Source organism: Acidovorax sp. KKS102, assembly GCF_000302535.1.
Classification (GTDB): Bacteria; Pseudomonadota; Gammaproteobacteria; order Burkholderiales; family Burkholderiaceae_C; genus Acidovorax.
Genome location: NC_018708.1, coordinates 3547640 through 3574416 on the forward strand (window position 1 = coordinate 3547640; position 26777 = coordinate 3574416).

Annotated in this window: 27 protein-coding genes; 7 read left to right on the forward strand and 20 right to left on the reverse strand. The window is 65.8% G+C overall.

The genetic code is table 11. The features are described from left to right. Positions 1-8: 8 nt before the first annotated feature. The gene (locus C380_RS16290; RefSeq protein WP_015014925.1) at positions 9-1022 is read left to right on the forward strand and encodes a GlxA family transcriptional regulator; all 1014 of its coding nucleotides are present in this window, start codon (positions 9-11) and stop codon (positions 1020-1022) included. 216 nt (positions 1023-1238) lie between these two features. After that, positions 1239-2303, forward strand: a complete 1065-nt coding sequence (locus C380_RS16295) for an alkene reductase (RefSeq protein ID WP_015014926.1) — start codon at positions 1239-1241, stop codon at positions 2301-2303. A gap of 373 nt (positions 2304-2676) precedes the next feature. Here the strand turns inward: C380_RS16295 and C380_RS16300 are convergent, their stop codons facing one another. The 4 genes from C380_RS16300 to C380_RS16315 all read right to left on the reverse strand — a co-directional run bounded on the left by C380_RS16300 (position 2677) and on the right by C380_RS16315 (position 5833). Continuing rightward, entirely contained in the window at positions 2677-3561 is an 885-nt protein-coding gene (locus C380_RS16300; RefSeq protein ID WP_015014927.1) for an alpha/beta fold hydrolase, read from the reverse strand. Positions 3562-3632: 71 nt separating this feature from the next. Continuing rightward, positions 3633-4433, reverse strand: a complete 801-nt coding sequence (locus C380_RS16305; protein ID WP_015014928.1) for an alpha/beta fold hydrolase — start codon at positions 4431-4433, stop codon at positions 3633-3635. 59 nt (positions 4434-4492) lie between these two features. Next, the gene (locus C380_RS16310) at positions 4493-4918 is read right to left on the reverse strand and encodes a hypothetical protein (RefSeq protein ID WP_015014929.1); all 426 of its coding nucleotides are present in this window, start codon (positions 4916-4918) and stop codon (positions 4493-4495) included. A 216-nt stretch (positions 4919-5134) separates the two neighbouring features. Beyond that, entirely contained in the window at positions 5135-5833 is a 699-nt protein-coding gene (locus C380_RS16315) for a class I SAM-dependent methyltransferase (RefSeq protein WP_015014930.1), read from the reverse strand. A 127-nt stretch (positions 5834-5960) separates the two neighbouring features. Between C380_RS16315 and C380_RS16320 the strand changes: the two genes are divergently transcribed. From C380_RS16320 to C380_RS25330, 3 genes are all read left to right on the forward strand, one after another. Further along, positions 5961-6842 (forward strand): LysR family transcriptional regulator, encoded by an 882-nt coding sequence (locus C380_RS16320; RefSeq protein ID WP_015014931.1) that lies wholly within the window; start codon positions 5961-5963, stop codon positions 6840-6842. A gap of 116 nt (positions 6843-6958) precedes the next feature. Next, positions 6959-7195 carry a DUF2805 domain-containing protein gene (locus tag C380_RS16325; RefSeq protein WP_043565541.1) on the forward strand — a complete coding sequence of 79 codons (237 nt, stop codon included), beginning with the start codon at positions 6959-6961 and terminating at the stop codon, positions 7193-7195. Positions 7196-7336: 141 nt separating this feature from the next. Continuing rightward, positions 7337-7504, forward strand: a complete 168-nt coding sequence (locus tag C380_RS25330) for a hypothetical protein (RefSeq protein ID WP_168162370.1) — start codon at positions 7337-7339, stop codon at positions 7502-7504. A gap of 44 nt (positions 7505-7548) precedes the next feature. Here C380_RS25330 and C380_RS16330 read toward each other — a convergent pair whose 3' ends face one another. The 8 genes from C380_RS16330 to C380_RS16360 form a co-directional block, all read right to left on the reverse strand. Continuing rightward, the gene (locus tag C380_RS16330; protein ID WP_015014933.1) at positions 7549-8574 is read right to left on the reverse strand and encodes a phosphotransferase enzyme family protein; all 1026 of its coding nucleotides are present in this window, start codon (positions 8572-8574) and stop codon (positions 7549-7551) included. Positions 8575-8708: 134 nt separating this feature from the next. Then, the gene (locus C380_RS16335) at positions 8709-9446 is read right to left on the reverse strand and encodes an SDR family NAD(P)-dependent oxidoreductase (protein WP_015014934.1); all 738 of its coding nucleotides are present in this window, start codon (positions 9444-9446) and stop codon (positions 8709-8711) included. A 47-nt stretch (positions 9447-9493) separates the two neighbouring features. Further along, positions 9494-11056 (reverse strand): cryptochrome/photolyase family protein, encoded by a 1563-nt coding sequence (locus C380_RS16340; protein WP_015014935.1) that lies wholly within the window; start codon positions 11054-11056, stop codon positions 9494-9496. After that, complete coding sequence (locus tag C380_RS16345) at positions 11053-12369, reverse strand: DASH family cryptochrome (RefSeq protein ID WP_015014936.1); 1317 nt, start codon at positions 12367-12369, stop codon at positions 11053-11055. Before C380_RS16345 ends, C380_RS16340 begins: the two co-directional genes overlap by 4 nt. After that, positions 12366-12539 carry a DUF2256 domain-containing protein gene (locus C380_RS24595; RefSeq protein ID WP_015014937.1) on the reverse strand — a complete coding sequence of 58 codons (174 nt, stop codon included), beginning with the start codon at positions 12537-12539 and terminating at the stop codon, positions 12366-12368. Before C380_RS24595 ends, C380_RS16345 begins: the two co-directional genes overlap by 4 nt. Before the next feature lie 3 nt (positions 12540-12542). Then, positions 12543-14114, reverse strand: coding sequence for an FAD-binding domain-containing protein (locus C380_RS16350; protein WP_015014938.1), 1572 nt, complete (start codon positions 14112-14114; stop codon positions 12543-12545). Positions 14115-14152: 38 nt separating this feature from the next. Beyond that, entirely contained in the window at positions 14153-15187 is a 1035-nt protein-coding gene (locus tag C380_RS16355; protein WP_015014939.1) for an NAD(P)/FAD-dependent oxidoreductase, read from the reverse strand. Then, the gene (locus tag C380_RS16360) at positions 15184-15750 is read right to left on the reverse strand and encodes a lipocalin family protein (protein WP_015014940.1); all 567 of its coding nucleotides are present in this window, start codon (positions 15748-15750) and stop codon (positions 15184-15186) included. Before C380_RS16360 ends, C380_RS16355 begins: the two co-directional genes overlap by 4 nt. A 116-nt stretch (positions 15751-15866) precedes the next feature. On the opposite strand from C380_RS16360, the gene C380_RS16365 reads away from it, so the two are divergent. Both C380_RS16365 and C380_RS16370 read left to right on the forward strand, forming a co-directional pair. Next, positions 15867-16109: a glutaredoxin gene (locus C380_RS16365; protein ID WP_015014941.1), complete on the forward strand. Its 243-nt coding sequence runs from the start codon at positions 15867-15869 to the stop codon at positions 16107-16109. Positions 16110-16358: 249 nt separating this feature from the next. Next, a complete protein-coding gene (locus tag C380_RS16370; protein WP_015014942.1) occupies positions 16359-16610 on the forward strand; it encodes a DUF2789 family protein in 252 nt (83 codons plus the stop codon). A 47-nt stretch (positions 16611-16657) separates the two neighbouring features. On the opposite strand, the gene C380_RS16375 is transcribed toward C380_RS16370, so the two are convergent. The 8 genes from C380_RS16375 to C380_RS16410 all read right to left on the reverse strand — a co-directional run bounded on the left by C380_RS16375 (position 16658) and on the right by C380_RS16410 (position 26499). Continuing rightward, entirely contained in the window at positions 16658-17533 is an 876-nt protein-coding gene (locus C380_RS16375; protein ID WP_015014943.1) for an alpha/beta fold hydrolase, read from the reverse strand. Between the two features lie 175 nt (positions 17534-17708). Next, complete coding sequence (locus C380_RS16380) at positions 17709-18875, reverse strand: ABC transporter substrate-binding protein (RefSeq protein WP_043565546.1); 1167 nt, start codon at positions 18873-18875, stop codon at positions 17709-17711. Positions 18876-18973: 98 nt separating this feature from the next. Next, positions 18974-21130 carry a D-(-)-3-hydroxybutyrate oligomer hydrolase gene (locus tag C380_RS16385; protein WP_015014945.1) on the reverse strand — a complete coding sequence of 719 codons (2157 nt, stop codon included), beginning with the start codon at positions 21128-21130 and terminating at the stop codon, positions 18974-18976. Positions 21131-21223: 93 nt separating this feature from the next. Continuing rightward, entirely contained in the window at positions 21224-22297 is a 1074-nt protein-coding gene (locus C380_RS16390; protein WP_015014946.1) for a branched-chain amino acid ABC transporter permease, read from the reverse strand. Between the two features lie 16 nt (positions 22298-22313). Next, complete coding sequence (locus C380_RS16395; protein ID WP_015014947.1) at positions 22314-23300, reverse strand: branched-chain amino acid ABC transporter permease; 987 nt, start codon at positions 23298-23300, stop codon at positions 22314-22316. 115 nt (positions 23301-23415) lie between these two features. Further along, positions 23416-24153, reverse strand: a complete 738-nt coding sequence (locus C380_RS16400; RefSeq protein ID WP_043565547.1) for an ABC transporter ATP-binding protein — start codon at positions 24151-24153, stop codon at positions 23416-23418. Beyond that, a complete protein-coding gene (locus tag C380_RS16405) occupies positions 24150-24932 on the reverse strand; it encodes an ABC transporter ATP-binding protein (RefSeq protein WP_015014949.1) in 783 nt (260 codons plus the stop codon). Before C380_RS16405 ends, C380_RS16400 begins: the two co-directional genes overlap by 4 nt. Positions 24933-25014: 82 nt before the next feature. Continuing rightward, positions 25015-26499, reverse strand: coding sequence for a PHB depolymerase family esterase (locus C380_RS16410; RefSeq protein WP_015014950.1), 1485 nt, complete (start codon positions 26497-26499; stop codon positions 25015-25017). Positions 26500-26777 lie beyond the last annotated feature (278 nt).

Below are 26777 nucleotides of genomic sequence, written 5' to 3' on the forward strand. Positions count from 1 at the left end.
AGGGCCTCATGACAAACATCTCCATTGGCAATAATGACAACATTGGTATCATTGTTGCCATGAAACTCCACCTCCTTATTTGTGATGGCGTGTTTGATCTGGGGCTTGCGGCGCTCACTGACACAATAGGCTTGGCCAATGCGATGGCGGGCTCGCTGCCACAGGCTCCCGGGCACATAGAGCTCACGCTGGTGGGTGTGCGGCGTCGCATCCGAACTGCGCAAGGCTTGACGGTGCCCGTGGTCACTGCGCGTGGTGTGCCCGAACCTGACGTCGTGCTCGTGCCCGCGTTTGGCGACAAGATGCCTGACACGCTCTCGGCTCGGCTCACACGCCCCGATGTGCCCGATGCGGTCGTGGCTCTACAGCAGTGGTCCACCGCTGGCGCGCACCTTGGTGCCGCATGCTCCGGTAGTTTCTTGCTTGCAGAGAGTGGCCTGCTTGATGGGCATCGTGCGACGACGTCATGGTGGCTGGGGCCGATGTTTCGGCAGCGCTATCCGAACGTCACGCTGGACGAGTCACGCATGATCGTGAACTCGACACGCTTCACCACCGCGGGTGCCGCTTTGGCCCACGTCGACTTGGCCTTGCGCATCATCCGCGGGCGCAGTCCGGCGCTGGCGGCCCTGGTGGCACGCTATCTGCTGGTCGAGACACGCAGTTCGCAAGCCGAGTTCGTGATTCCCGACCACCTTGCGCATGCCGACCCGATGGTAGAGCGCTTCGAGTGCTGGGCCAGACGTCGGCTCGCGCAAGGTTTCTCGCTGGCCGAGGCGGCCAGCGCCGCGGGCACAAGCGAGCGCACCTTGGCGCGGCGGCTGCAAAGCGTTTTGGGAAAGACACCGCTGTCGTATTTCCAGGACTTGCGCGTGGAGCATGCCGTCCATCTCTTGCGCACAGGCAACGCCAGCGTCGACCAGGTCGCCGCACAGGTCGGGTACTCGGATGGGGTGACGCTGCGGACCCTGTTGCGCCGCAAGCTGGGCCGGGGGGTCAGGGAGTTGCGACGCGGTGGGTGACCAAAGGCGTTTGGTGCATGTACGGCTGGAGACCGCCGCGAAACTGACGGTAGCGAAGCCTTCCCAACCCGTGTCCACTACATCGTGCGTTGGGTGCAAAAGCACCAGCCGTGCCAAAGCTGTCTTCAGTGACCTCTCGAATGTCTGAGTATTGGGAAACTGTTACCTTTACCACTGCTTTCTGTTCAGTAACCAGTAACCTGGATTTTCATTCGCATGCTATTCAATCCACTTCAAGTAGGTTCTCTCACCCTGCCCAACCGCATCCTTCTGGCACCGCTGACCCGCACCCGTGCCGACGCTGGCCACATGCCCAACGCGCTGATGGCCGAGTACTACGGCCAGCGTGCCACCGGCGGCCTGCTGATTTCCGAATGCACCATGGTGGCGCCCGGTACATCGGCCTTCGTCAATGAGCCTGGCATCTACAACGACGCGCAGATTGCAGCCTGGAGGCAGGTGACCGACGCGGTGCACGCCAAGGGTGGACGCATCTTCATGCAGATCTGGCACGCTGGCCGCGCAGCCTACCCTGGCGCTGCCGATGGCGCCCCCATTGTCTCCAGCAGCGCCACCGCTATTGAGGGTGAGATTCACACCCCCCAAGGCAAGGTGCCGCACGCGGTGCCCCGCCCCCTGACCGCCGAAGAGATTCCCGGCATCGTGGCTGCGTTTGCCCAAGGCGCACGCAACGCCATTGCCGCCGGCTTTGATGGTGTGGAAGTGCACGGCGCCAACGGCTACCTGATCGACCAGTTTCTTCGCGATACGCCCAACCAGCGTACCGATGCTTACGGCGGATCGCTGGAAAATCGTGCACGTTTGCTGTTCGAGGTACTCACCGCCGTGACCCAGGCCATCGGTTCCGAGCGTGTGGGTCTGCGCCTGTCGCCACTCAACAGCTACAACAGCATGAAGGACAGCGATCCGCTGGCCCTCATCGGTTTCTTGGCTGACAAGCTCAACGCCTTCAAGCTGGCTTACCTGCACGTGATGCGGGCCGACTTCTTCGGCGTGCAAAAGGCCGATGTCATGCCCGTAGCGCGTGAAAAGTTCAAGGGTGTGCTGGTGGGCAATATGGGTTACAGCGCTGATGAGGCAGAGGCAGCGATTGCCGAAGGTAAGCTTGACGCTGTGGCCTTTGGCACCGCCTTCCTGGCTAACCCGGACCTGCCCGCACGCATCAGGGCCAAGGCACCGCTGAACGCGCCTGACTCCAACACGTTCTACACAGGTGGCGCCAAGGGCTATACAGACTATCCGACACTGCAGGTCGCGTAAATCACCGCCCCAACAGATCGAAGAAACGAGCCGCTTTATACCCAAGGCTCTGCCCTTCGATCTTGCGAAGCTGTGAATCGATGGCGTCTACCGAGTGTTGTGCGCCATCACGATTTTTAATGGATAAGTTGCCTCGGTTTGCTTCGCCGCCCGCCGAACTCGTACGACGTACATCGTTTCCGGTTCAAACAGTACCGAGGCCGCACTATCCTCCCATCCTGATGTGACGGTTAGGCCGCGAACGGCTGGCCGCCGCTACTTACCGGCGGCTCAAGATGCAAACGTGATCTTCTGCTTTGGGTCGGGAGCAGCCAGACATTACCCCCTGGTTACTTGCCCAAAACCTGCCTATTTCACAGGGATCGGGTACCGACTACGCCAGACCCGTATGCGCCCGCAGCCACGCCACAACATCCTCCGTCACCTCATCCCGATTCGTCTCATTCAAGATCTCATGCCGCGCGGCCGGGTACAGCTTGACCGCCACATCGGCCACACCGGCATCGCGATACCGCTGCCCCAGTTGCTCCAACAACACCCCGCCCGCGGCCAGCGGGTCTGCGTCGCCGGATGCGATGAGGATGGGCAGGTCGCTGCGGATGCGCGCGAGTTGCGCTGGGTCGGCCAAGCGAGGTGCGGGGGCGAAGAGCGAGGGGATCACATCGGGTGGCACGTCCCAGCCACACCATGGGTCGGCCACGTAGGCATCGACCTCGGCCGCGTCGCGCGACAGCCATTCGTAGCCGGTGCGGTGCTCAAAACCTGCGTTGAAGGCCGCAAGCCCGGCGGGCGCGTCAGCGGGGGCGTTGGCCATGGCGGCGGCGAGCAGGTCGAGGGCGGTGGAGCCTGACAGGATGACGCCAGACCAGGTGGAAGAATGGTCCAGGATGGCCGCCTGCGCTGCGAACGAGCCCATGGAGTGGCCGAACAGGAACACGGGCAGTTGCGGCCCGTGCTGTGCGCGCAGCAGTGCGCCGAACTGGGCCACGTCGGCAATGAGGCCGCCGAAGCCAGCGCTGCCAAAGTCGCCCAGCTTGCCACCTGCCGTGCGCCCGTGGCCGCGATGGTCCACCGCGTGGACGATGAAGCCTGCGGCGTTCAGGGCCCGCGCAAAGCGGTCGTAGCGCTCGCCATGCTCGGCAAGGCCGTGGGAGATTTGAACGACGCCCACTGGTTGACCCGGGGTTTGGGCCCAGGTGTAGGTGGTGACCTGGGTGCCGTCTGCGTTGGACTGAAAGGAGGATGTGGTGGTGCTCATCGTTTCATTCTGGCACGGGGTTTGGTTGCCACGCCACGATGAAATTGCCACTGGCGTGGCCGCCTCCGCCTTCAGCGAAGCGCGCGGGCTGCCTGCAGTGCTGAGCGAATTGCGCTGACCACGGCCTCGGGCTTCTCCAGCGGAATGCCGTGCCCGCTGTCCACCCACACCTGGGTGGAGCCGGGGTACAGGTGGGCGAAGTCGGCGCGCTTTTGGCGCACGTCTTCGGCCAGTGCAGATGAAGCCCCTGGGGTTTGCAGCGCGCTCAGCACAAACACGGGCACCGATGGGTCCACCGGCAGGCTGGCAACGCGTTGCCCCGTGGCGTCCAGCGCTGCCAGCTCTTGTTTGACCACGTCAGAGGTGCCCAGGCGAAAGGCCACTTTCAGCCATGTCGGCCACAGGTCGGGGTTGCCAGCCCCCCGCATCTGCTCGGGGTGGGTGGAGTCCACCAACACCAGTGCCGCCACCTCGGCGGGGTATTGGCGCGCGTACAGCTGCATGTACAGGCCGCCCAGCGAGTGGCCGACCAGCACATAGGGAGGCGGTAGCTGGCGGGCCCTGAGCAATGCCCGCAGCTCTTGCACCACCTGCGCCCCATCGCGCGGCTGGGGGGACGCGTCGCTGCGGCCATAGCCCGCGCGGTTGTAGGCCAGCGCGCGGGTTTCTGCCACGGTGTCGGGCCAAACCTTGGACCACCAGTCCAGCCGGGCGCCCAGCCCGTTCTCAAACGCCACCACGGGGGTGCCCTGCCCCGCCTGCACGTACTCCACCGTGCGCCCGTCCACCGTGTCGGTGGTGGCGCCGGGCAAGCTGGCGCAACCGCTCAAGCAGACTGCCAGCAGCAGGCTGGCCCAGTGCCATGGCTTCATGGTGCAAGGCCCGTTGCAGACAGGGGTGTGGCCCGCAGGCTAAAGCGGTGCGGGGCCATTCAGCAGCGCCCTGCCGTGCGCAGCAGCGCATTGCATTCTTTGGCCGCACCGCGACCCTGCGGCTGTGCGGCCGCTGCCGGGGCCTGGGCGCCGCCGTTGCCCGCGCCGCCCACCATGGCGGTGCAGATGGCGTCGGAATGTGGCGTCTGGCCGAAGGTCATGGCCTTCTGAAAGCCCGTTACTCCGTACACGTAGCACCGATAGCTGGCGCCGTCGCGGGTGTTGACGGTGTAGTTGATGCGGCCACCGGTTTCCTCTTGCCGGTCGGTGATGGTGAACTGGCCTGCCGAGCGCCCAATGGCTTGCCCCGTGCGCTGCTCCAGGCCCGCCTGGTCGAGGGTGGATGCGCAGCCGGTGAGGAATGCCACGGCTGCGACGAAGCCAGCGGCGAATGTGAGAGACAGGGGGTGGTTGCGATGGTTCATGGTGTGAGTGGCAGTGATGGGAGGTGGTGGGTGAGCGGGCGAGGCCGTGTGGGCAATGAGGTGGGTGATGACGGCGGGGCTGCAGCAGGGCGAATGCCAGGGTGCCCTTCTGCAGTCCATGGGATGAACGCAGGGGACCGGTAGCGCATGCGTGGGCAAAGCTCCGCCCGGCGACCTTGCAAAGCCGCCAGCCTGTGTGCAGGGAGTGGGTAAAAATCAGCCCGGTTTGCGGGCCACGATGAAGGCGCGGATGTCCTTGCCGCGCGTGCCGTGCCGCTCGGTGCAGACGATTTGCAGGCCCTGCTGCACCATGGCCGAGCGCAGCCGCTGTTCGTCAAAGCACAGCACCGGCGGGGCCTTGCCAATGGCGCGCATCAGGGGCACGGCCAGGTAGGGGATCAGAGGGTTCATCTCTGCGACGCAAGCGGTCTTGGAGATCAGCAAACCACCCGGGCGCAGCACCTTTGCCAGCTGCCTGAGCGCGTCGTCCAGGTCGGTCATCAGGTGCAGCACGTTGAAGGCCAGCACTGCGTCGTACACCTCGGGCCCCGGGGCCATGGCCTCGGCGTCGGCCACGGCAAAACGCAAGGCGGGCGACGGCTGCGCGGCCAGCCGCTGGTGGGCGATGGCGATCATCTGCGACGACACATCGGTGGCCAGCAGGCTGCGGGTGAAGGGCGCCAGGCGCAGTGCCGTGCTGCCGGTGCCGCAGCCAATCTCCAGCACGTCATGCTGGGGCGACAGCAGGCCCTGCACGCGCTGCAGCGTGGCCTCGTACCCAGCGAGGTCGGCAATGGGGTCGGTGGCGTACTTGGGTGCAATGCGGTCCCAGAACCGTGCCTTGGCGGACGCAGCCGACGGGTTGGCGGCGGAGGGCAATGCGCGGGAGGCGGGAGCAATGGCAGAAGACGACATGGTGTGCAGACCGGGTGAAGTGCTGAAGCAGCGAAGTACAGAGGTGCAATGAGCAACACACAGATGCTATCCATGCATTGAAGCGCAGGAAACTGCGATAAATTGCAGTGAAGATATACGTTTACGCATGGATAACCTCGACTGGAACCAACTGAAGGCCTTTTTGCAAACGGCGCAGACCGGCTCGCTGTCGGCCGCCGCACGCAAGCTTGGCCTGACCCAGCCCACCCTGAGCCGGCAGGTGGCCGCCATTGAGCAGCAGATGGGCGTGACGCTGTTTGAGCGCGTGGGCAAGGCCATGGTGCTCACACCCACCGGGCTGGACCTGCTGGAACACGCCCGCGCCATGGGCGCCGCCGCCGAGGCCCTGGGCCTGGCCGCCAGCGGGCGGTCGCAGGCGGTGGGGGGCGTGGTGTCGGTGTCGGCCACCGATGTCGTAGCGACGCACTTGCTGCCGCCCATCCTGCAACGCCTGCGGGCGCAGGCGCCCGGCATTGCCGTGGAGGTGATCTCGTCCAACGCGCTGAGCGACCTGCAGCGCCGCGAGGCCGACATTGCCATCCGCCACGTGCAGCCCGAGCAGCCCGAGCTGATTGCCCGCCTGGTGCGCGAGGCCCGGGCGTGCTTTTACGCGTCGGAGAGCTGGGTGCAAGCCCACGGCCACCCGCGCAGTGCAGAGGACGCGGTGAATGCGGAGTTTGTGGGTTCAGACCGCGCTGGCCGGTACCTTGCCTATCTGCGTCATTACGGCTTGAACCTGAGCGAAGACAACTTCACCTGCTACGCAGACCACACCGTGACCCACTGGGCGCTGGTGCGCCAGGGCATGGGCATCGGCGCCATGATGGACGAGATCGCCCGCGATACACCGGGCATCGTCCGCGTGCTGGACGATGTGGCGCCGGTGCGTTTTCCCGTCTGGCTGGTGTCGCACCGAGAGCTGCGCACATCACGGCGGATTCGGGTGGTGTTTGAGGCGCTGGCCGAGGGGCTGGCGGTAGATCACTAAACGTCCGCACCCACCGAAGCCTGTGGAGGACGAGCAAGGCAACGGAGAAAGGGCCACCGCAGCGCAAGGTGAATGCCGGCGCACTACCCTCGGGACAACGCCAGCACCCGAAAAACATGAAGACACCGCACTCTGTGAACCCGCCACACGCCTCACTTGACGCTGCTACCGTGGGCGAGATCATCCAGATGGCGCTGAGCGACCACGTGAGCTTTGCGCAAATCCGCGCCGTCCATGGTCTGCACCACGATGAAGTCAAGGCACTGATGCGCACCCACCTGGCGCCGGGCAGCTACCGGGCGTGGCGCAAGCGGGTGAGAAAGTTTGGGGAGCGCCGGGAGAACTACAAGTAGGCGATGGAGCAAGCGCCGTTCCGCACCTTTTCAGCACGTGTTCAGCGCCCGTTCAGCCTGGTACCGGCAACATGGCGGCAAGGGTCAAGGCGGCATGTGACCCCCGCCCCTTCTTCACCTTTAGCCGCTGCAGGAACCACCATGAACACCGACCTCAAGAACTTTGTGCTCCCCATCGCCCGGGCCGTATCCGCCACGCTGCTTTTTGTGTTGAGCGTGGCCTTTGTCTCGGTGCCGTACAGCCTGGAGCAAGACCCCAGCGATGCGCAGCAGCTGACGCACCCCACAGCCCCACGCCACATGACCTGAGCCTGGGTGCCTACGCAACCCACAGGGGGCCTGAACAAGCCCCATCAAGCGGGCAAATCCAGGCGGGCCCAGGCGGCCATCACCTCCAGCTGCTTCTTGATCCAGTCGACCGACATCATGTTGGCACCCCAGTGGTGGATGCGCGCCACGCCCTCCCCCATGTTCCACAGGTGCCGCAACTGCACAAAGAGCGGCAAGGCGGCGAGGTCGGCATCGGTGACATGGCCGCCGCCTGCGCGGTAGCCAGCCAGGTACTGCTGCCAACGCTGGAGCAAGGCTTCGTCAGGCTCCATGGGGGCTTTGCGCGGCAGGTTCGACCACAGCCACACACACAGGTCATAGGCCAGAAACCCTGGCCCGGCGTCATCAAAGTCGAAGAACGCGGCGCGGCGCGCACCTTCGGCATCAGAGTACACATGGTTGTTGAACCCATGCGTGTCGCCGTGGCACATCACGCGGGTCAAGGTGTCTTCAACATTCGCCAACTCGCCCAGAAGGCGGTGGATCAGTTCGCGGTAGGCATCCAGCACGGATGGGGCCAGCTCGGGATGGGCGGCAAGGTAGTCCAGCGTGCGGCCTGCCAGATGGTGGCCGTCCAACACATAGCGGCTGGCGGGGCCGGTGTAGCTTTGCGCAGCGCTGTGAATTTGCGCCAATGTGGCGCCGGTCAGGTGCAGGTCTTCGGGTGTGTCAGGCACGGAGCCTTCGCAGTGGCGGAAGAGCACCAGCACACGCGGGCCCTCGGGGAACGGCAGAGCCACGCTGGTTGCGCCGTTCGCAGCCAACACCGGAGAGGCCACGCCCACGCCCTGCGCTTCCAGATGTGCCAGCAGTGCGACCTCAAAATCCACATTGAACGGACCGCGCGGTCGGATGGCGCAGAGCCTTGCCACGTAGCGGCTGCCATCCGCGGCTCGCACCGCATAGTTGTCATTGAGGTTGCGGCGGATCAGGTAGCACTGCTGCACGGGCAGGTCGTAGTGGCGCTCTACCCACTGCGCCACAGACGCGGCTGTGGCCGTGGTGTGGGAGGCAAACAGGATCGTGTCAGGCGATGGGGTTGGATGCATGCGGCATTCTGCATGCAAGCCATACGAAGGGCGCGCATGGACAGTGGGGCATAGCATGCTTTTGAGCAAAAGGCCCGCCAGCGCTTACTGCTGGTGCGGCAGCAATATCAAAACCATAGCACCGCGCGCCACGCTTACCAGGGGAGTGGCGCGCCGCTGTAGGCGTAGAAGCTGCCCGTCTCCTCAGGCGTTAGCCCATCCAGCACCCGCAGCATGTCGCCCGCCGCGTCCACTGCCGGGCGGCCAATTTCTGCGCCGTTGAACGGGGCTGACAAGGCCGAGTTGACCGTGCCCGGGTGCAGCGCCACCAGCACGGCCTGCGGGTGGGTGCGGGCCACTTCGATGGATGCCGTTTTGACCAGCATGTTGAGCGCGGCCTTGCTGGCGCGGTAGCTGTACCACCCGCCCAGGCGGTTGTCGCCAATGCTGCCCACCTTGGCCGAGAGCACGGCCAACAGGCTGCGGCCCTGCTTGGGCAGCAGCGGTGCAAAGTGGGCCAGCACGAGCGCGGGGCCGAAGGTGTTGGTGCGGAAGGTGGCCTCCATCTGCGCGTAGTTCAACTGGCCCAGGCGCTTTTCAGGCATGCCGTGGGGGCCGTGCAGCAGGCCTGCGGTGTGGATGATGCAGTGCCACGGGCCCTGGGCCTTGAGTTGCTGGGCGGCGGCGACGATGGTGGTTTCATCGTCCAAGTCCACCGCTGGGTTGGTATGACGGCCCAGCCCCACAGCCAGCGCGCAGCGCGGGTCGGCCTGCAGGTGGGCGAGAAAGGCGCTGCCGATGGCGCCGGTGGCGCCAATGACGATGGCGCGGTAGCCATCAGGCAGCGACTGCAAAGAAGTGAACGGCGTTGCGGCGGGTTGTGGTTGAGACATGGCTCGGCTCTGCGGTGAGAGTGTCGTTCGGTTGTTAGGTAGGCGGGCTACAGCGCATCCAGCCGCTTGCGCAGACTGGCAGCATGCTCGCGAAGCGCATCCAGTTGCGGGCCCTGCATCTTCTGCAGCTGGCGGTACACCATGCCGAGGCGAAAGTTGTTGCCCAGCGTGCCTTCGTTGCGCGCAAAAAAGTCCCAGTACAGCGCGTTGTACGGGCAGGCGCGCTCACCCACTTTTTGCTTTTTGTCGTAGTGGCAGCCGCTGCAGTAGTCGCTCATGCGGTCGATGTAGGCGGCGCTGCTGACGTAGGGCTTGGTAGCGAGCAGGCCGCCGTCGGCAAACTGGCTCATGCCCACGGTGTTGGGCACTTCCACCCATTCAAAGGCGTCGATGTACACGCCCAGGTACCAGCGGTGCACGGCGGCAGGGTCGAGCCCCGCCAGAAGCGCAAAGTTGCCGATGACCATGAGACGCTGGATGTGGTGGGCGTACGCATGCTCCAGCGACTGGCCCACGGCGTGCTGCATGCAGCGCATGCGGGTTTGGCCCGTCCAGAACCAATCAGGCAGCGGCGTGTGGTGGCCCAGGGCGTTGCGCTCGTCGTAGCCGGGCATGTGGGCCCAGTAGATGCCGCGCACATATTCGCGCCAGCCGAGGATCTGGCGGACAAAGCCCTCCACCGCAGGCAGGGGCGCGGTGCCCGCGTGGTACGCAGCCTGGGCGCGTTGCACCACCTCGTGCGGGCGGAGCATTTTGGTGTTGAGCGCGAAGGACAGCAGCGAGTGAAAGAGCCGCGCGCTCTTGGTGCTCATGGCGTCTTCATACGCGCCAAAGTCGGGCAACGTGGTGGTGATGAAGTGGTCAAGCCAAGCCAAAGCCTCGGACCGGTTCAGCGGCCAGCGCAGCGCATGGGCCTGCGGGTTGCCAAAGCTTTGCACGCCTGCGGCCTGGATGGTGGCCCACAGGGCGCTGTGGTCGTGCGTGGGGCGGGCGTCGGGCGGCAATGCCGGTGTGCCGGGCCAGGGCTTGCGGTTGTCGTGGTCGTAGTTCCACTGCCCTCCTTCGGGCTCGCCAGCCTCGTCAATCAGCACGCTGTGGCGCTGGCGCATGCGGCGGTAGAAGTGCTCCATGAGCCACTGCTTGCAGCCTTTGAACACCTCGGCCATTTCGGTGCGGGTGGTGTAGAAGTGCTCGCTGCTGACGGCCTGCACGGCAAAGGCTTGCTCTGACCCCCATGTGCGCAGTTGCTCGTCCAGCCGCCATTCGTCGGGGTGCTGGTATTGCAGCGTACGCGCGCCGTAGTGGGCCATGAGGGCGGCCAGGTTGCCGGGGATGGACTGGCGGTTGCTGGCATCGTCAATGGCCACATAGCGCACGCGGTGCCCGGCTTCGCGCAGGTGGCGCGCCAGGTCGCGCATGGCGGCGAAGATGGCGAGGATTTTTTGCGCGTGGTGCAGAACGTAGTCCGTCTCTTGCCGCACTTCCATCAGCACGTAGACCACACCGTCGTCCTGCGTGGCAAACCATGAATGCTCGGGGTTGAGCTGGTCGCCCAGCAGCAGGCGCAACGTGTGGGCACGCTGTGGGGTGGAGGGTTGCTGCGTGGTCATGCTGTGCCCCATAGGCGGCGGTAGCTGCCGTCGGCGTCGTGGTCTTGCGCCTGCTTGATGGGGTTGAAGCGGCGGCCCCCGCGCGGGTCGGTGCCGCGCCCGGCAATGTAGAGCCAGTTGGCCTGGTTGCTGTACACGTCGTAGTCCACCAGTTGCGATTCAAACCATGCCGCGCCTGCGCGCCAGTCGCCCCGCAGGTCGTAGATGAGGTAGCTGGCTGCCACCTGGCGCAGGCGGTTGCTCAGATACCCGGTGGCGGCCAGCTCGCGCATGGCGGCATCGACCAGGGGCTGGCCGGTATCGCCCCGGCACCAGCGCTCAAAGCCGCGCGGGTTGTGCGGGGCGGGCGGTAGTTCTGACAGGCCCCGCGCCCGGTACAGCACCGCGCCGTATTGCAGGTGCAGCAGCCGAAAGTAGTCGCGCCACAGCAGCTCGAACCACAGCCAGTAGGTGCCATCGTTCGCGCCGTGGTCGCGCTCGAAGGCTTTCAGGTCGGCATCAATCTGGCGCGGAGATAGCGCACCCGTGGCCAGCCAGGGCGAGAACTTGCTGGAGTAGTCCAGCCCCGTGAGTCCATTGCGTGTGTCCTTGTAGCTGTGGGGCAGCTTGCGGGCCAGATACTGTGCCAGGTGGCCTAGTGCGGCGACCTCGCTGCCATCGCAGCCAGGCGTGCCGTATGGGAAGGATGAGCGGGCATCGCTGCCCTGCGGCGGCGCGGGTAGCTGGATGGCTTCGGCGCCCTGCTCTGCACCCACCGCCTGCAAAACAGACACGGGTACGTCAGGTGGCGGAAGCAGCCGGGCGGGTGCAGGCAATGGCACGGCGGGGGTGATGCCTGCGCGCTCCACCTTTTGGCGGAAGCTGGTGAACACGCCGGGCAACTGGTCTACAGGCCAAGGCATCCGCGACGGGGGCAGCAGGCTGCTCTGCCACACGGTGCGCACCTGCAGGCCAGCGGCGCGCAGTGCAGCCACCTGGGCCTGTTCGTAGGGGGCGGCAATGTCTTCGCACACCACGGTGGTGGCACCCACGGCCTTTGCCAGTTGCAGCAAGGCGGTGGCGGGCGGGGCTTGGCAGATGAGCAGTGGGTTGCCCAGCGCGCGCATCCGCTGATGCAGACCGCGCAGTGCTGCGGCGGTAAAGGCCCGGCGGTGTGCACACACCCGGGCAAATCCCCAGGGGGTGGACTCATCCGGTGCGGGCAAACACACCACGGGCAGCAGGTGGGTGGCACCGCTGGTGAGTGCGGCGCGCAACGCGGGTTGGTCGTGCAGGCGCAGGTCGCTGCGGAACCAGAACAGCACGGTGCTCATGCGGCGCCCTCCCCTGCGGACTTGTCGCTGCGCTTGCGTTCGCTGCGGCAGCGGTCAGAGCAGTACTTCACTTCGTCCCACACCTTTTCCCACTTCTTGCGCCAGGCAAAGGGCAGGCCGCAGTGTTGGCAGGTCTTTTGCGGAAGGTCGGATTTTTTGCGCATGCGCATGGTTCAAAAGTCCAGGGTTTGCTGCTGGGGGTGCTGGGCGGCGTTGCGTGCGCGGGCCTGGGCAGGCGCCTGCGCGCTGCCGCCATCGCGAAACTGGCGGGAGCCGTGCTTTTCCACAATCGCGGCCTGGGCGGCACGCACGGCGGGCTGGGCGCGCAGGCTGTGCACGCGAGCCTTAGCGGTGCGGGTGGCGGTGTCCAGGTCTACCAGCGGCACGGCAATGTCGTGGCCCACGCGCACGCCGCAGCGGGCCTGCACATCGGGCGGCATGCGCCAGGGCTCCAGCAGCCAGGCATCGGGCACGCGGCGCAAGGCGGGCAGCCACTGACGCACAAAGTGGCCGTGGGGGTCGTGGTTTTGCGCCTGCTTGATGGGGTTGTAGACGCGGGTGGTGTTGATGCCCGTGGTGCCCGCCTGCATTTGCATCTGACTCCAGTGGATGCCGGGCTCGTAATCCAGAAACTGGCGGGTCAGCCACTCGCCCACGGTCCGCCAGTGCAGCCATAGCGGGTACGAGGCCACCGACACCAGCATGGCCCGCATGCGGAAGTTGATCCACCCCGTCTCGCGCAGCATGGCCACGCAGGCATCCACCATGGGCCAGCCGGTGCGCCCCGCGACCAGGGCCTCGAAGTGGGCGGGGTTCCATTCGCCTTCGCGCAGGCCGTTGTAGCCCCGGTGCAGGTTGTGGTGCTCCAGCGCGGGTTCGGATTCGAGCTTCTGGATGAAATGGCAGTGCCAGTGCAGGCGGCTCATGAAGGCGGTGAGCCCCTTGCGCTGCCATGCGGCTCCAGGCTCAGTGCTGCCTTTAAGCTGTTGCTGGCGGCGCTGGGTGGCCTGCACCACCTCGCGCATACCCAGGCTGCCCAGGGCCAGATAGGGAGACAGACGCGAGCAGGCACTGGGCGCGGTGAGCGGCGATGAGATGCCGCCCCGGTAGCCCTGGCTGCGCTCTGCCAAAAAATCTTGCAGCACGCGCAGACCTTCTTTGCGGCCGCCGCGCTGGCGTTGGGGTGGGTCGTGCGCCGCCAAACCCAGCTCGGCCGCGCTGGGCCAGGGCTGTGCGGGCCACGGCAGCGTGCGGCTGTGCAGGGCCTCTGGCACAGGGGCAGGCACCACGGGCGCGTGCATGAAGGCCTGCCATTGCTGTTGCCAGTCATCGCGCGAGCGCAGGCGACGCACCACGCCGTGCTGGGGCCATTCGCGCCAGGCTACGCCCTGCGTGCGGCACCAACGGCCAACGGCCTGGTCGCGGGCGTAGGTGTGGGCGTTGCCCGTTTCCTCATGGGCCACCAGGGTGTGGAAGGGAGCCAGCGCGTGCAGGCGGGCCAGCACGTCCACCACCTCGCCCACGGCCACCTGCAGCGTGGCACCGCGCCGCTGCAGGGCCTGGGCCAGGTCGTGCAGGCTTTCTTGCACAAAGTGGTAGTGCTGCAGGGCCGCATCGGGCTGGGCCCACAGGCTGGGCTCAATCACATACAGACACAGCACCGGGCCCTGGGCGGCAGCGTGGTGCAGCGGCGCGTGGTCATGCACGCGCAAGTCGCGTTTGAACCAGACGACGGTGTAGCTCATGCCCTGCCCTGCGCCGCTCTGGCCCCGTTAGCCCGCGATCAGCCCGCCACGGCGCGGGCCAGTGACTGGCCGCTGAGCCATGCGCCCTCGACCTTGCCGCCGCTGATCCAGTCGCCGCACAGGCCCAGCAGCGCATCGGCATCCCACCAGTACCCCAGCGTGAGGGCGGGTTCGGTGTCGGCATAGCGCCAGCGGTGGGCCGTGGCTTGCACCTGCGTAGGAGCGGGGCCGCCCAGTGCCTGGAATGCAGCGAGCAAGGTGGCGGTCACACTGTCGGCGGTGTCTTCGATGTGGGCATCGCTCCACTCGGGGCTGGCGTGCAGCAGCCAGGTTTCGGTGCCTGCAGGGGCCGTGCGGCCGGGCTTGCTGCTGTCGCGCGCCACCCAGCGCAGCGGGCCGGTGTTGATGAAGGCACCGTCCCACGCCAAGGCCACGGGTGCGGGGCAACGCACCATCACCGCCCAGCTGCCGCGCATGCGTGCGCTGGCAGCCACCGCAGCGCCCGTGGGGGCCACAGGTTGCAGCAAGGGCACGGCTTGCGGGGCGGGCACGGCCAGCAGCACGGCGCTGTAGCGCTGCGAGTGCAGGCCATGCTCGGCAGAGATGATCGACCAGCCATCGGCGTTGCGCTCCAGCTTTTGCACGGTGGTTTGCCACTGCGCCAGCGCCCGGTCACCCGCCTGCTGCAAGCCCTGCACAAACCAGCCGGCGGGCGATGTCATGCGCGGGGTGCCCACAAAGCGCTCCAGTGGGGTGGCGGGCGTGGTCCAGACTGCGCCGTCAAAGCTGGCAAGGCGTGCGTCCCACAGGGCGGCCACACCAGCCTGCTGCCAGCGGGCGACTTCGGCGCGGAACTGCGGATCGCGTGCAGTGAAGTACTGCGCGCCGTGGTCACACTGCCAGGGGCCTGCCGCGTCTTCAGCACGGCGCGTGCTCATACGGCCTGAGGGGCCGCGGCTCTTGTCGAACACATGCACCGAGTGGCCCGCCTGCAGCAGGGCTTGTGCGCACGACAGGCCCGCCAGGCCTGCGCCGATGACGGCGATAGGAAGTTTGGGAATGGGTGCGCTCATGGCTGCGGTTCGGTGCGGTCGTGGGTTACCCAGATGAGGGCCTGCGTGTCGATGCCCAGTGCCTGGGCGCGGGCGATGAGCTGCTCGCGCACGGCGGGGGCCAACTGCTTGGTGCGCGACAGAATCCAGCAGTAACTGCGGTCTGGCCCCACCACCAGCGCCCATTGGTAGTCGGCATCGAGCGCGGCCACGTGGTAGCCGCCGTAGAAAGGGCCAAAGAACGAGACCTTGAGCGACGCGGTGTTGGTATCGCCGGTGAACTTGGCCTTGCCTTCGGCCTGGCGCCAGTCGTTTTTAGCGGTGTCAAAACCCCGGTTGAGCACACGCACGCTGCCGTCGCTCTGGCGCTGGTAGGTGGCAGACACATCGGTCATGCCACGTTCAAAAGAGTGGTCAAGCCGGGCCACCTCGTACCAGCGGCCCTCGTACCGCGCCAGGTCAAATGGCGTGACGGGGGTAATGCCGGAGGGCGGAGTGGTGGAGGAGCAACCGACCAACGCGAGCACCAGAGCTGTGGACACCAGCAGCACGGAACGGCGCACCCAAGGGAATAGCAAGGACATAAATTACCAATCAGTCACAAAACAAACCGAATGGTAAACCACTCCACCCACGTCAGGGTGCGGACCTGTGAGTTGCCGTGCCGAGGCACCCGCCCCACGCCCCGTAAACTCGCACCATGACCCTTCAAATCACCGTGTATTCCAAGTCCGCCTGCCCGCAGTGCGAGTCGGCCAAGATGCTCCTCAAATCCCGTTCGCTGCCCTACGAAGAAATCAAGATCGATGACGAGGCCGAGCGTCTGGCGTTTTATGCCAAGTGCGGCCCCTCGGTGCGGCAGATGCCGCAGATTTTCATCAACGACCAGCGTGTGGGTGGTCTGGCTGGCCTGCAAGCTGCGCTGACACAACTGGGCCTCTGAAGGCCCGGGCAAGCCCCCGGCAGCACCTGCAGCGTGGCGGCTGCGGTGCTGGCACTGGCTGTGGGCCAGCTCCCCTCATGTGCCCTATGCCTTTGAACAGGTTCTTCAGCGGCATGGAGACAGCCCAACAACTCCGAGACCGTCCTACATTCCGCCGGGCCGGCCCATGCTGCAATAGCGCTCGGGCCACGGAGGCGGGCGATAGCCGCCGCGTGATCGATCTTCACCCCACACACCAAGGATGCACCCATGGAAACCGGTATTCACACCATGTCCGACCTGTTTGACCAACTGGGACTGCCGTCCGACGAGGCGTCGATGACCACGTTCATCGCAACGCACCGCACGACGGCTGTCAATTTCACGCTGCCGGATGTGGCGGTGTGGTCGCCCGCCCAGGCCAAGTTCTTGCGTGAGGCGATTGCGGCGGATGCCGACTGGGCCATCCCTGCCGAGCAGCTGAGCCAGGCCTTGGGCTGCGGGCCCGGCGTGCCACGCTAACGGCCTCAGCGCGGGCGGGTCTGCGGACGGGCAAACGGGCAAACGGGCTATTGCCCGCCTTGCGCACCGGCCAAAAACCCGTCCACCAGCGCGTAGTGCTCCGGCACATTGAGCGCCGGGGCATGGCCGCAGCCGGCCACCTCCACCACCTGCGCCTGGCCACGTGATCCCGGGCCCCGGGTCAACATTTCGGCCGTGACGTCTGGCAGCACCAAGTCGGACTCGGCCCCGCGCAGGCACAACACGGGAATGTTGAGCGCGTCGTAATGATCCCAGATCAGGTAGTCGTTGGTGTGGTGGGTGAACTGCTGCACCATGGCGGGGTCGTAATGCGGCGTGACACGGCCGTCTGGCAGGCGGCGGGTGCTGCTCTCGGTGAGCAGGCGCCACTGCTCATCGCTGAGCCAGCCGTACGGCTTGTATACCTGCCGAAAGAACGCCTCCAGCTCCTTCACCGTGTCGAACGCAGGCGGGTGGCCGGCATAGGCCTTGATGCGCTCCAGCGCCGCATCGGCCAGGCGCGGGGCGTTGTCGTTGAGCAGCAGGCTCTGGATGCGGCCCTTGAGCTGCGGCTCGAACAATCCCGATGCGCACACCGTACCGATGGCCCCGCCCATCGATGTGCCCACCCAGTGCGCTTTATCGATGCCCAGCTGGTCAAAGAGGTCGGCCGCGATGCGCGCGTAGAACGACAGGCGGTACTCGTCCTGCGGCGCGCGCGCCCACTGGCTCAGGCCCCGTCCCAATGTGTCGGGACAGATCACGCGGTAGCGCGATGCCAGGTGGGCGGCCAGCGGGTCCATGTCGCGGCCGGTGCGCGCCAGGCCGTGCCACGCAATGACCACCGGGGCATCCGGCGCGCCCCACTCCATGTAATGGATTTCATAGCCAGCGCAGGTGGTGTAGCGCGATAACGGAGTCATGGTGGTCAACCTTGTGAGTCGGTGGATAGATGCAGGCTGCGGACAAAACAACCTGTGGACGGATAGCGGCTCACAAAACTCAGCGAAGCGGTCCTGGCTAGGCGTTGCGTTGCAGACAGTACTGAAAGTACGGCAAGACGCAACAACGACGCCAGGAGAGTTTTTGAAGCCGCGCTCATTTCATGAGACGGCCGTTGCTGCCGATGACGGTGACCTCGACATAGCGCGAGCCGATGCGGTTGGTGGGCGAATAGCCCAGCGTGATGCCGCCGAGGTCATAGCTTTGCAGTGACTCCAGCGCCTTCACGACCTTGGCACGTGTGGGCGCCGGCCCGGCGCGGCGCAGGGCCTCGACCAGCACCTTGGCCCCCAGAAACTGCTCAAAGCTGGTGTAGTTGACCTCGGCGTCGGGCGCGTACTTTTTCAGCAGCGTCTGGTACTCGCGCACCACGGGCAGTTGCGGCCGGTAGGGGTAGGGCACCACCTGGCTGATGCCCAGGCCGTGCGCGTTCTTGAGGCCCGCGAGCTTGACCAGCTCCGTCGGGTCCACCACCGAGATGTTGTACAGCTGCGCGCCGCCGCCCTGCTCGCGGTAGCGCTGGATGAAGGCCGCCGCGGGCTTGTTCACCGCAATCATGATGACCGCGTGCACATCGGCGGCCTTGATGGCCTTGACGGCGTCGTCCACCTTGTCGGTATTGCGCTCGTAGCCCGCAGACACCACGAGCTTGAGGCCACGCTTGGCCAGCGCCGCCTCCACCCCCGCGAGGCCCGCCTTGCCAAAGCCGTCGTCCTGGTACATCACGGCCACACGGTTCATGCCCAGCGTGGTGAGCTGCTGCACCATGTGCTCGGTTTCGTCGGCATAACCGGCACGCACATGAAAGATCCAGGGGTTGAACGGGTTGCGCAGCGACTCGCCCCCCGTGTACGGCGCCACCAGTGCGGCGCCGCCCTGCTCCAGCACGCCATCGGCCAGCAGCTGGGTGATGTTGGCCGTGCCCGCAAAGCCGTACAGGGCCACCACTTCGGGCTTGGCCAGCAGCTCGCGGGTGCGGGTCACCGTGTCTGCGACCTTGTAGCCATCGTCGGCCACCGCCTGCCGAATGCTGGCGCCGTGCACGCCGCCTTGTGCATTGACCCAGTCAAAGTAAATCTTGCCGCCCAGCACCATCTGCGCGCCGGTGCTGGCCAGGACGCCCGACAGCGGGGCCACCTGCCCCACCACCACCTCGGCGGCCTGCGCGGGGGCCAACGCCCCCACGGCCAGTGCCAACGCCATCGGTCCACCCCACCGCAGGGTGGCCGACATGCGGCGTACCCAACTATTCACAGTGTTCATTGCTTCCGTCCTTGTGATGACTGCGCCTGGAATGGCCCGGGGCATGCACCTGCAGTGCACGGGTCCCGGGCTTCCACGGAGGTCGTTCAGCGTCCTGGTCAGTCAGGGATGGAGATGGCGCCCGCCGTGATGGCAATGGCGTTGGCGGCAGCGGGTGTGGTGGCCAGCGGCGGCACGTTGGCTGCGGTGATGGCTGGTGCGCTGCCCGGTGTGCCGCCACGTGGCACCGTACGCACCACCTGGCTGGCGGGCAATGCCTTGCCGCTGGCAAGGTGGTCGTACACGGCGTCGAGTGCGTGGTTCAGATACACGTGCAGGGGCACATAGCGGCTGTCATAACCCGGCAGCACGGTGGGCAGGCCGATGAAGCTGTCGAAGTGCTGGGCATTGGCCACCTCTACATAGCTGAGCTTGCTGGCAGCGCCTTCGACCTTCTTGTTCAGTGCCGCGTAGGGGCGCGAGGTGTGGCTGACGGGCAGCAACGCATCCGCACGGCCATGCACGATGACGGCAGGCTTGCCACGCAGGTTGCCGCTGCGGCGGGTTTCCTGAACACCGGCCTGCAGCTTCTTGGCGGCGGCATCGTTGCCGGTGACGAGGTTGCGCAGGCACAGCGCGCCGCTCAGGTTCCAGTCGGCCACGCCCGCGTCCGACACCGACAGGAAGTCGCGTGCCGGGCCCAGCTTGCCCAGGTTGTTGACCAGGTTGATACCGCCCGATGGGGGCACGCCATTACCCGTGGCAAACATGCCAGCGAGCGCTGCGGGTGCCAATGTTGTCACCGCGCCTGTAGCCGCCGTGGCCGCGTAGCTGAAGCCGCACAGGTGGTCCTTGACGCTGGCGCGCGACAGGCTGTTGGCGAAGGTGACGGCGACCGCCGGAGCGACTTCAAACGCAGCCAGCGACGCATGCAAGTCGTTGGACTCCGGCTCCCAGCCGTAGGCGCGCAGCTTTTGCAAAGCCTCCTCGGCCTGCGTGGCCGTGGTGGAGGCCGTGAGCAGGCCTGCCGCCTTGAGCGAGGCACAGCGATTGGGCGCAATCGGCAGGGCCGCACTGCCAAAGCCGGCGGCAAAAGCGGCGGCGTAAGGGCTGGTGCTGACCGATGGCGCCAGCGATGCGCAGGCCTGGTACAGGTTGGCGTAGGTCGTGAAGTCCACCAGCGTCTTGCCGGTGACGGCCACCTCAGCACTGCCACGGCGCACGGTGACACCGGGGTTGGCAGGCATCTCGATGGCGGGCTCGGACACGGCCACGCCGCTGATCAGGCCCTGCGTGTCCAGCTCGGCCGCAGCAATCGCTGAACCGCCACCGTTGGAGATGCTGGATGCAATCACGATGGTGTTGGCCGGGGTCAGCGTCTTGAGGCGCTGGCCCGCTGCATCGGTGGCGCCATAACGTTGGTTGAGCACGTAGTAGCCAAACTCCACCGCCTGTAGGGTGGTGGTGCCCCAATCCTTTTCAGAGTTCTGGCCCGAGTGCGCGTGCTTGAAGGCAAAGCGATTGGGCGTGGCGGTGTTGAAGGCGGCCAGCTCGGTAGCCGTGAGGCCCGCGTTGAAGGCTGCCGCCTTGCCCGCTGCCGTGGCCGTGGTGCGCGTGCCGTCCATCAGCGGTACGGTGTCGTTTTGCAGGTCGTGCGGTGCACCACCCGTGCCCTTGTCAGAGTACGCCACAGCGCAGCCCTTCTTCAGGCCCCACTCGCCGGTGGAGATGCCGCCGTACACACCGCGCGAGCCCGATGCCGTCGCGGTGATCATGCAGGGCTTCTTGGGGTCGAAGCTGGCAGGCACCTGCACCATGAGGGTGACGTTCTTGCGGCCCGTGCCGTCGTCGGCAAATGCAATGTATTCGGTGCCCGCCACCTTGCCTTCGCCGGTGGTGACCTTGCCCTGCGCGTCCACATTGGGGCCATAGAGCGTGCCGTAGCCGCCAGCCGCCGTCATGTCGAGCATGGCGCGGTAGTTGGTGTGGATGGCCGTGCGGCGCAGCTCGGCTGCGGTGGGCTTGAGCGGGTCGGCATAGGCCGGTGGTACGGCAGCCGCCAGCCCCGTGGCGCCCAGGCCAGCCGTCAGCAGATCGTTGCTGGTGCCGTCGTACGTGGCCTCGCTGATGGCGCCCAGGTAGGCGGGCTTGGTGTTGAGTGCGGCGCTGTCGCCGTCACTGCCGCCGCAGGCAGCCAACACCGCAGCGGCGAGCACTGCGGGAACGAACGGACGAGAAAAGGGACGAAAACGCGGGTTCTTCATGCTCATCTTCATGTGCTTGTCTCCTGGAGTTTTTTCTTTGCGTCTTTGTTGCACAGCTCACCCACACACCCAGGCCACGCCAGTCACCCGGCGCGGCCGGGCCAGTCACCCCACCTTGCGCGCAGCTGCCGCGCGCAGGCGCCCCACCACACCGGTGGGGAAGTAGTAAACGGACAGAACAAACAGCACGCCCAGCCACAGCAGCCAGCGGTCGGGCGACAGCAGCGCAGACAGCCAGGGCAGGCCTGAGGCGGCCTCGCTGCCCAGGCGCAGCAGATCCTGCAGGTAGCTTTGCGCCACCAGGAAGAGAACGGCGCCAATGGCCGAGCCGTAGATCGTGCCCATGCCGCCGATCACCACGATCAGCAGGCAGTCCATCATGATTTCGAAGCTCAGGGACGTATCCGGCCCGTTGTAGCGCAGCCAGAGCGCCAGCATGGCACCCGCCATGGTGGCAAACAGTGCCGACAGCACGCTGGACGTGGTGCGGTACACCACCACGCGGTAGCCAATGGCCTCGGCGCGGAACTCGTTCTCGCGGATGGCCTGCAGCACGCGGCCGAAGGGCGAGTTGACGATGCGCAGCAGCGCCAGCACCAGCGCCACGGCCGTGACGAAGAGCAGGTAATAGCAGATCAGCCGCCCATCAATGCTCACGCCCAGGAAGGGGTCGTCAAACGGCTCGAAGCTGGGCGACAGGAACTCGGGCACCTTGAAGGTCAGGCCGTCTTCGCCGCCGGTGATGTCCGACAGTTGCGAGGCCAGCGTCTGGAATGCAGCCGCCACGGCCAGCGTAATCATGGCGAAGAAGATGGCCCGCACGCGCAGCGAGAACAGCCCCACCGCCAGCGACAGCAGCAGCGAGAGCACGAGCGCGCCTGCCAGCCCCACCAGCAGCGCCGACCACGTGGGCCCCATGCGGGTAGTGGCCACGGCAATGCCGTAGGCTCCAATGCCAAAGAACATGGTGTGCGCAAAGCTCACGATGCCGGTGTAGCCCAAGAGCAGATCGAAGCTGGCGACCAGCACCACAAAGATCAGCACCTTGGCCGCCACGGACAGCGCCTTGACACCCGGGAAGAGGAACGGCGCGAACGCCAGGCCCACAAAGATGGCCACCAGAATCACCGCCAGCACCTTGCTGCGCGGATAGTCGCCGGAGAGAAGTCGGTTCAGCATGTCAGTCGGCTCCTCATCAGCGGTTGGCCACGGGATAGACGCCCTGCGGACGCCACAAGAGAATGGCCACCATCAACGCGATGTTGGAGAACAGTGCCACCTTGGGCACCAGGAATCCGGTGTAGTTGGCCATCAGCCCCACCAGCAGCGCGCCGATGAGCGCGCCGCCCGTGCTGCCCAGGCCGCCGATGATGATCACGATGAAGATCAGTACGTTGACCTGTGCGCCCATCTGGGGCACCACGTTCTGCTGGTACAGACCCCACATCACGCCGCCCAGGCCCGCCAAGGCCGAGCCCACCACGAACACGCCCACAAACAGGCGGCGGATGCGGTAGCCCAGGCTTTCGACCATCTCGCGGTCCTGCACGCCAGCGCGGATCAGCAGGCCGACCTTGGTACGCGACAGCGTCCAGGCCAGCACACCAAACACCAGCAAGCCCACGGCCACCGCCACCAGGCGGTACTTTTCGATGGCCGCATCGCCCACCAGCAGCGAGCCACGCATGCCCTGGGGCAGCGGCAGCGGGATCTGCGCAGGCCCCCAGATGACCTTGATGAGTTCTTCACCAATGATCATGCCGCCCATGGTGATGAGGATCTGCTTCAGGTGCTGGCCGTACACGGGCCGCACGATGAAGCGCTCGAACGCGAGGCCCACAGCGCCCGCTACCGCCATGGCCACCACCATGGCGGGCAGCACGGCCATCAGGTTGCGCCACAGCTCGGCACTCTGGGTGTAGTCGCCCATGGCGCCCAGCACGCTGGTGGCCACAAACGCACCCAGCGCAATGAACACGCCATGGCCGAAGTTCAGTACGTCCATGAGGCCAAACACCAGCGTGAGGCCCGAGGCGATGATGAAGATGATCATGCCCATGGCCAGCCCCGCCACCGTGAGCGTGAGCCAGGTGCTGGGCGAGCCGATGAAGGGCAGCACCAGCAGCGCCAGCGCCGGCACCAGCGCCAGCGGCTTCCAGTCGAAATCGCGGGTGATGCTCATGCCCGACCTCCAGCAGCCACTGCCGCACCACGCACATCAGCTACATATTTGATAGCTGCCACGGCAATAGATACCTGCGCTACCGCCCGAAAACACCTGAAATTGCTCATACGACTCATAGCGCCAACCCCAGCAGCGAGCGCTGCAGTTCTTCGTCTTGCGCCAGTGCGGCCATGCTGCCCGCATGCACCACCTGGCCGTTGTCCATCACGGCCACGGTGTCACCCAGCCGCTTGGCAAAGTTGATGTTCTGCTCGACGAGCAGGATGGTCACGCCGCTCTTCTTGAGCTGGTCGAACGCATCGATCATGTTGTTGATGATGGCGGGCGCGAGGCCCTTGCTGGGCTCATCCACGATGAGCAGATCGCGCGGCTCGACGATGGCGCGGCTCACGGCCACCATCTGCTTTTGGCCGCCGCTGAGCTTTCCAGCGGGGTGGTTCCAGAACTTCTCCACCGCGGGGAAGAGCTTGAAGATCCACTGCAAGCGCGCCTCGTCCATCTGCGCGGCGTTGCGGGCACTGCGTGCGGCCAGCAGCATGTTTTCCTTCACCGTGAGGTCGGCAAAGATGCCCATGTTCTCGGGCACATAGGCGATGTTCAGGCCCGCGATGGCAGGCGTATTCATCGCGGTGATGTCTTTGCCACCAAAGTGGATGGAGCCCTGCGACGCATGCCACAGGCCCATGATGGTGCGCAGCGTGGTCGTCTTGCCTGCGCCGTTGCGGCCCAGCAGCATGGTGAGCTGCCCTTTGGGCACAGCCAGGTCAACGCCGTGCAGGATGTGGTACGCCCCGATGTGCGTGTGCACACCCTTGAGTTCGAGCAGGTTGGTCATTGGTGTCGTGCTCATGCGGCCTCCTTCTCTGCGTCCTTGGAGACGCCCAGGTAAGCCTCTTGCACCACGGGCGATGCGATCACCTCGGCTGGCGGGCCATCGGCCACCAGCGTGCCGTTGGTCAGCACGATGATGCGGTCGGCCAGTTCGCGCACCACGTCCATCTTGTGCTCCACCAGCAGGATGATCTTGGTCTTGTCCTTCTTCAGCTCGCGGATCAGGTTCAGGATCACGGGCGCCTCGTCGTGGCTCATGCCGGCCGTGGGCTCGTCGAACATGTAGACCTGCGGCTCCAGCGCCATGAGCAGCGCCACTTCGAGCTTGCGCTGGTCGCCGTGCGGCAGGCTGGCAACCGGGGTATCTGCCCGGTCGGTCATGGCCACGGCCTGCAGGATCACGCGGGCGCGCTGGGTCAGCGCGTTGTGGTCGCTCCAGATACTCCACAGGTTCATGCCCCGGCGGTGCTTGCCCTCCTGCGTGGCCTGCACGGCCAGGCGCACGTTCTCCAGCACGCTGAGGTTGGGGAACAGGTTGGTGAGCTGGAACGCCCGGCCCAGACCCGCGTGCGTGCGTGCCGAGACGGACTGGCCCGTGAGGTCCTGCCCGCCCAGCATCACGCTGCCGCTGGTGGCCTTGAGTTGCCCCGAAATCAGGTTGAAGTAGGTGGTCTTGCCCGCGCCGTTGGGGCCCACGATGGCGGTCAGCGTGCCAGGCTCGAAAGAGCAGGTCACGCCGTTGACCGCCACATGGCCGCCGAAGCGGATGGTCAAGTCCTTGGTGGCCAAGGTGCTCATGGGTGGGGGTTCACTTTCACGGTCTGAGTCAATCGATGGAATGGGTGGGGCGCCCTGCCCTGCGGCAGCGCGCCCCGGCACTTTAAGGACAAGTGCCGATCACGTAGTAGTTGGTGCTGGTCTGCTTCAGGGTGTTGGTCACAAACACGTTCCACAGGCCCATGTTTTGGTTGGAGCCCAGCGCATAGGTGTAGCCCCCGGCGGCGTACGCGCGCCCGGCCAGGGTGTGTGCATAGTTGCTGGCCGTGGTGCAGGTGGCCGTGCCACCGCCCGATGCGGCCAGCGTGGTGCCCGAAGCCGCGGCCGATGTGGCGCCTTCGGCCCCGTTGGCATCGGCAGCGCGCACTGTCCAGCTGTAGGTGGTGGAGGCAGCCAGGCCGGTGTCGGTGTAACTGGTGGCGGTGACAGGCAGCGCGTTGACCTTATTGGCGTTGCGGTACACGTTGTAGCTGGCCGCACCGGTGACGGCGGCCCAGCCGATGGCCATGCTGTTGGCCGTGGCGCCCGAAGTGCTCACGCCCGTGGGGGCAGGCAGGGCCACAGGGTCGGGGGGCGTGGTACCGCCCGTGCCGCTGGAAACGCGATCCACCATGGCCTTGATGGCCGCCATTTGCGGGCCGGACTTCTTGGAGTAGTTGGCGCTGTCATAGCCCCACCAGTCCCAGCAGCTGTTGGTGGCTGCGGTGCTGGTCTGCGGGTACAGCATCACGATGTTGTTAGTGTCGGCCCAGCGGTTGTAGCCAGTGTTGCGCACGTACTGCTGCTGCACATCGCTGATGTTCTGCTTGCAGCCATGCAGCACCACGTGCAGCTTGCAGGTGGCCGTGCCACCCGCCTGGCAGGCCTGGGGCACGTAAGCCCAGCCGGTGGTGGCCATGCCATGGTTGGTGATGAATTCGCTCTGGTTGAACTCGATGTAATTGCCGGTGGGCAGGGTGGCGTTGTTGCGGGCGTTCAGCGTGCCGTACAGGTGCTGCAGCATGGCGCCGGCCAGGTCGAAGTTGCAGTCGCTGATGTAGGGCGCGCCCTTTGTGGAGCAGGCGTTTCCGTAGTCGTCCGTCACCATCGCGTGTTCGGCCGCAATGTCTTTCTTGTAGACCACGTTGGCGGCGGGAACGAAGCTGTTGTAGTAGGTGCGCAGCGCGTCCATGACCCCGGTTTTGACCACGCTGTCGAGCGTGCCCGAGAACAGGTAGACCTTGGAGTTCTGCAGATTGGCCACGGGGTCGATGACTCCCTGACTGGCCCAGGTGTTGGTGGTGCTGACCAGCGTGCTGGTGGGAATGCCCGCAGGACTGGCCATGCAGCGCCCGGTGGCGTTGACGATGGACCCTTCGGCGCAGTAGAACGGGCCGCCCGCCACCACACCCGCCCCCTTGGCAAACGTGGCCGAGTACGCCACGTGCAGTTGCACCGCCATGAAGCCGCCCGAGGACAAGCCCGACACCGTGGTCTGTGTCTTGTCGATCTTGAGTGCTGGCAGGTTGACGGCAGCGTGAACACCGCCCGCACCACAAAGTGCCATCGCAGCCCCTGCTGCAGCCGCCCGGATGAAATTGAAAGCCATGTTGTCTTGTCTCCAAATAATTTTTGAGAAAAACCGACCCAGCCCCCGTGTACACCCGGGGGTTCATGCATCAATTCACTGGAAAAAAAGGGCGGCCGCCCCCCCGCGATGATGGATCCCCGCTGGGCTGAACAATCGTCAGCCAGCGGGGCCACGCAAACCCTAAGGCTCCGCTGAACAGGTCTCTCGCGTGTCGAGCATCCCTGCCTTGGGCGATCTGCCGCGTTGCAAATCCTCGCCATAGCACGGGCTATGGCTGCGGTTTACGCCTTGCAGCT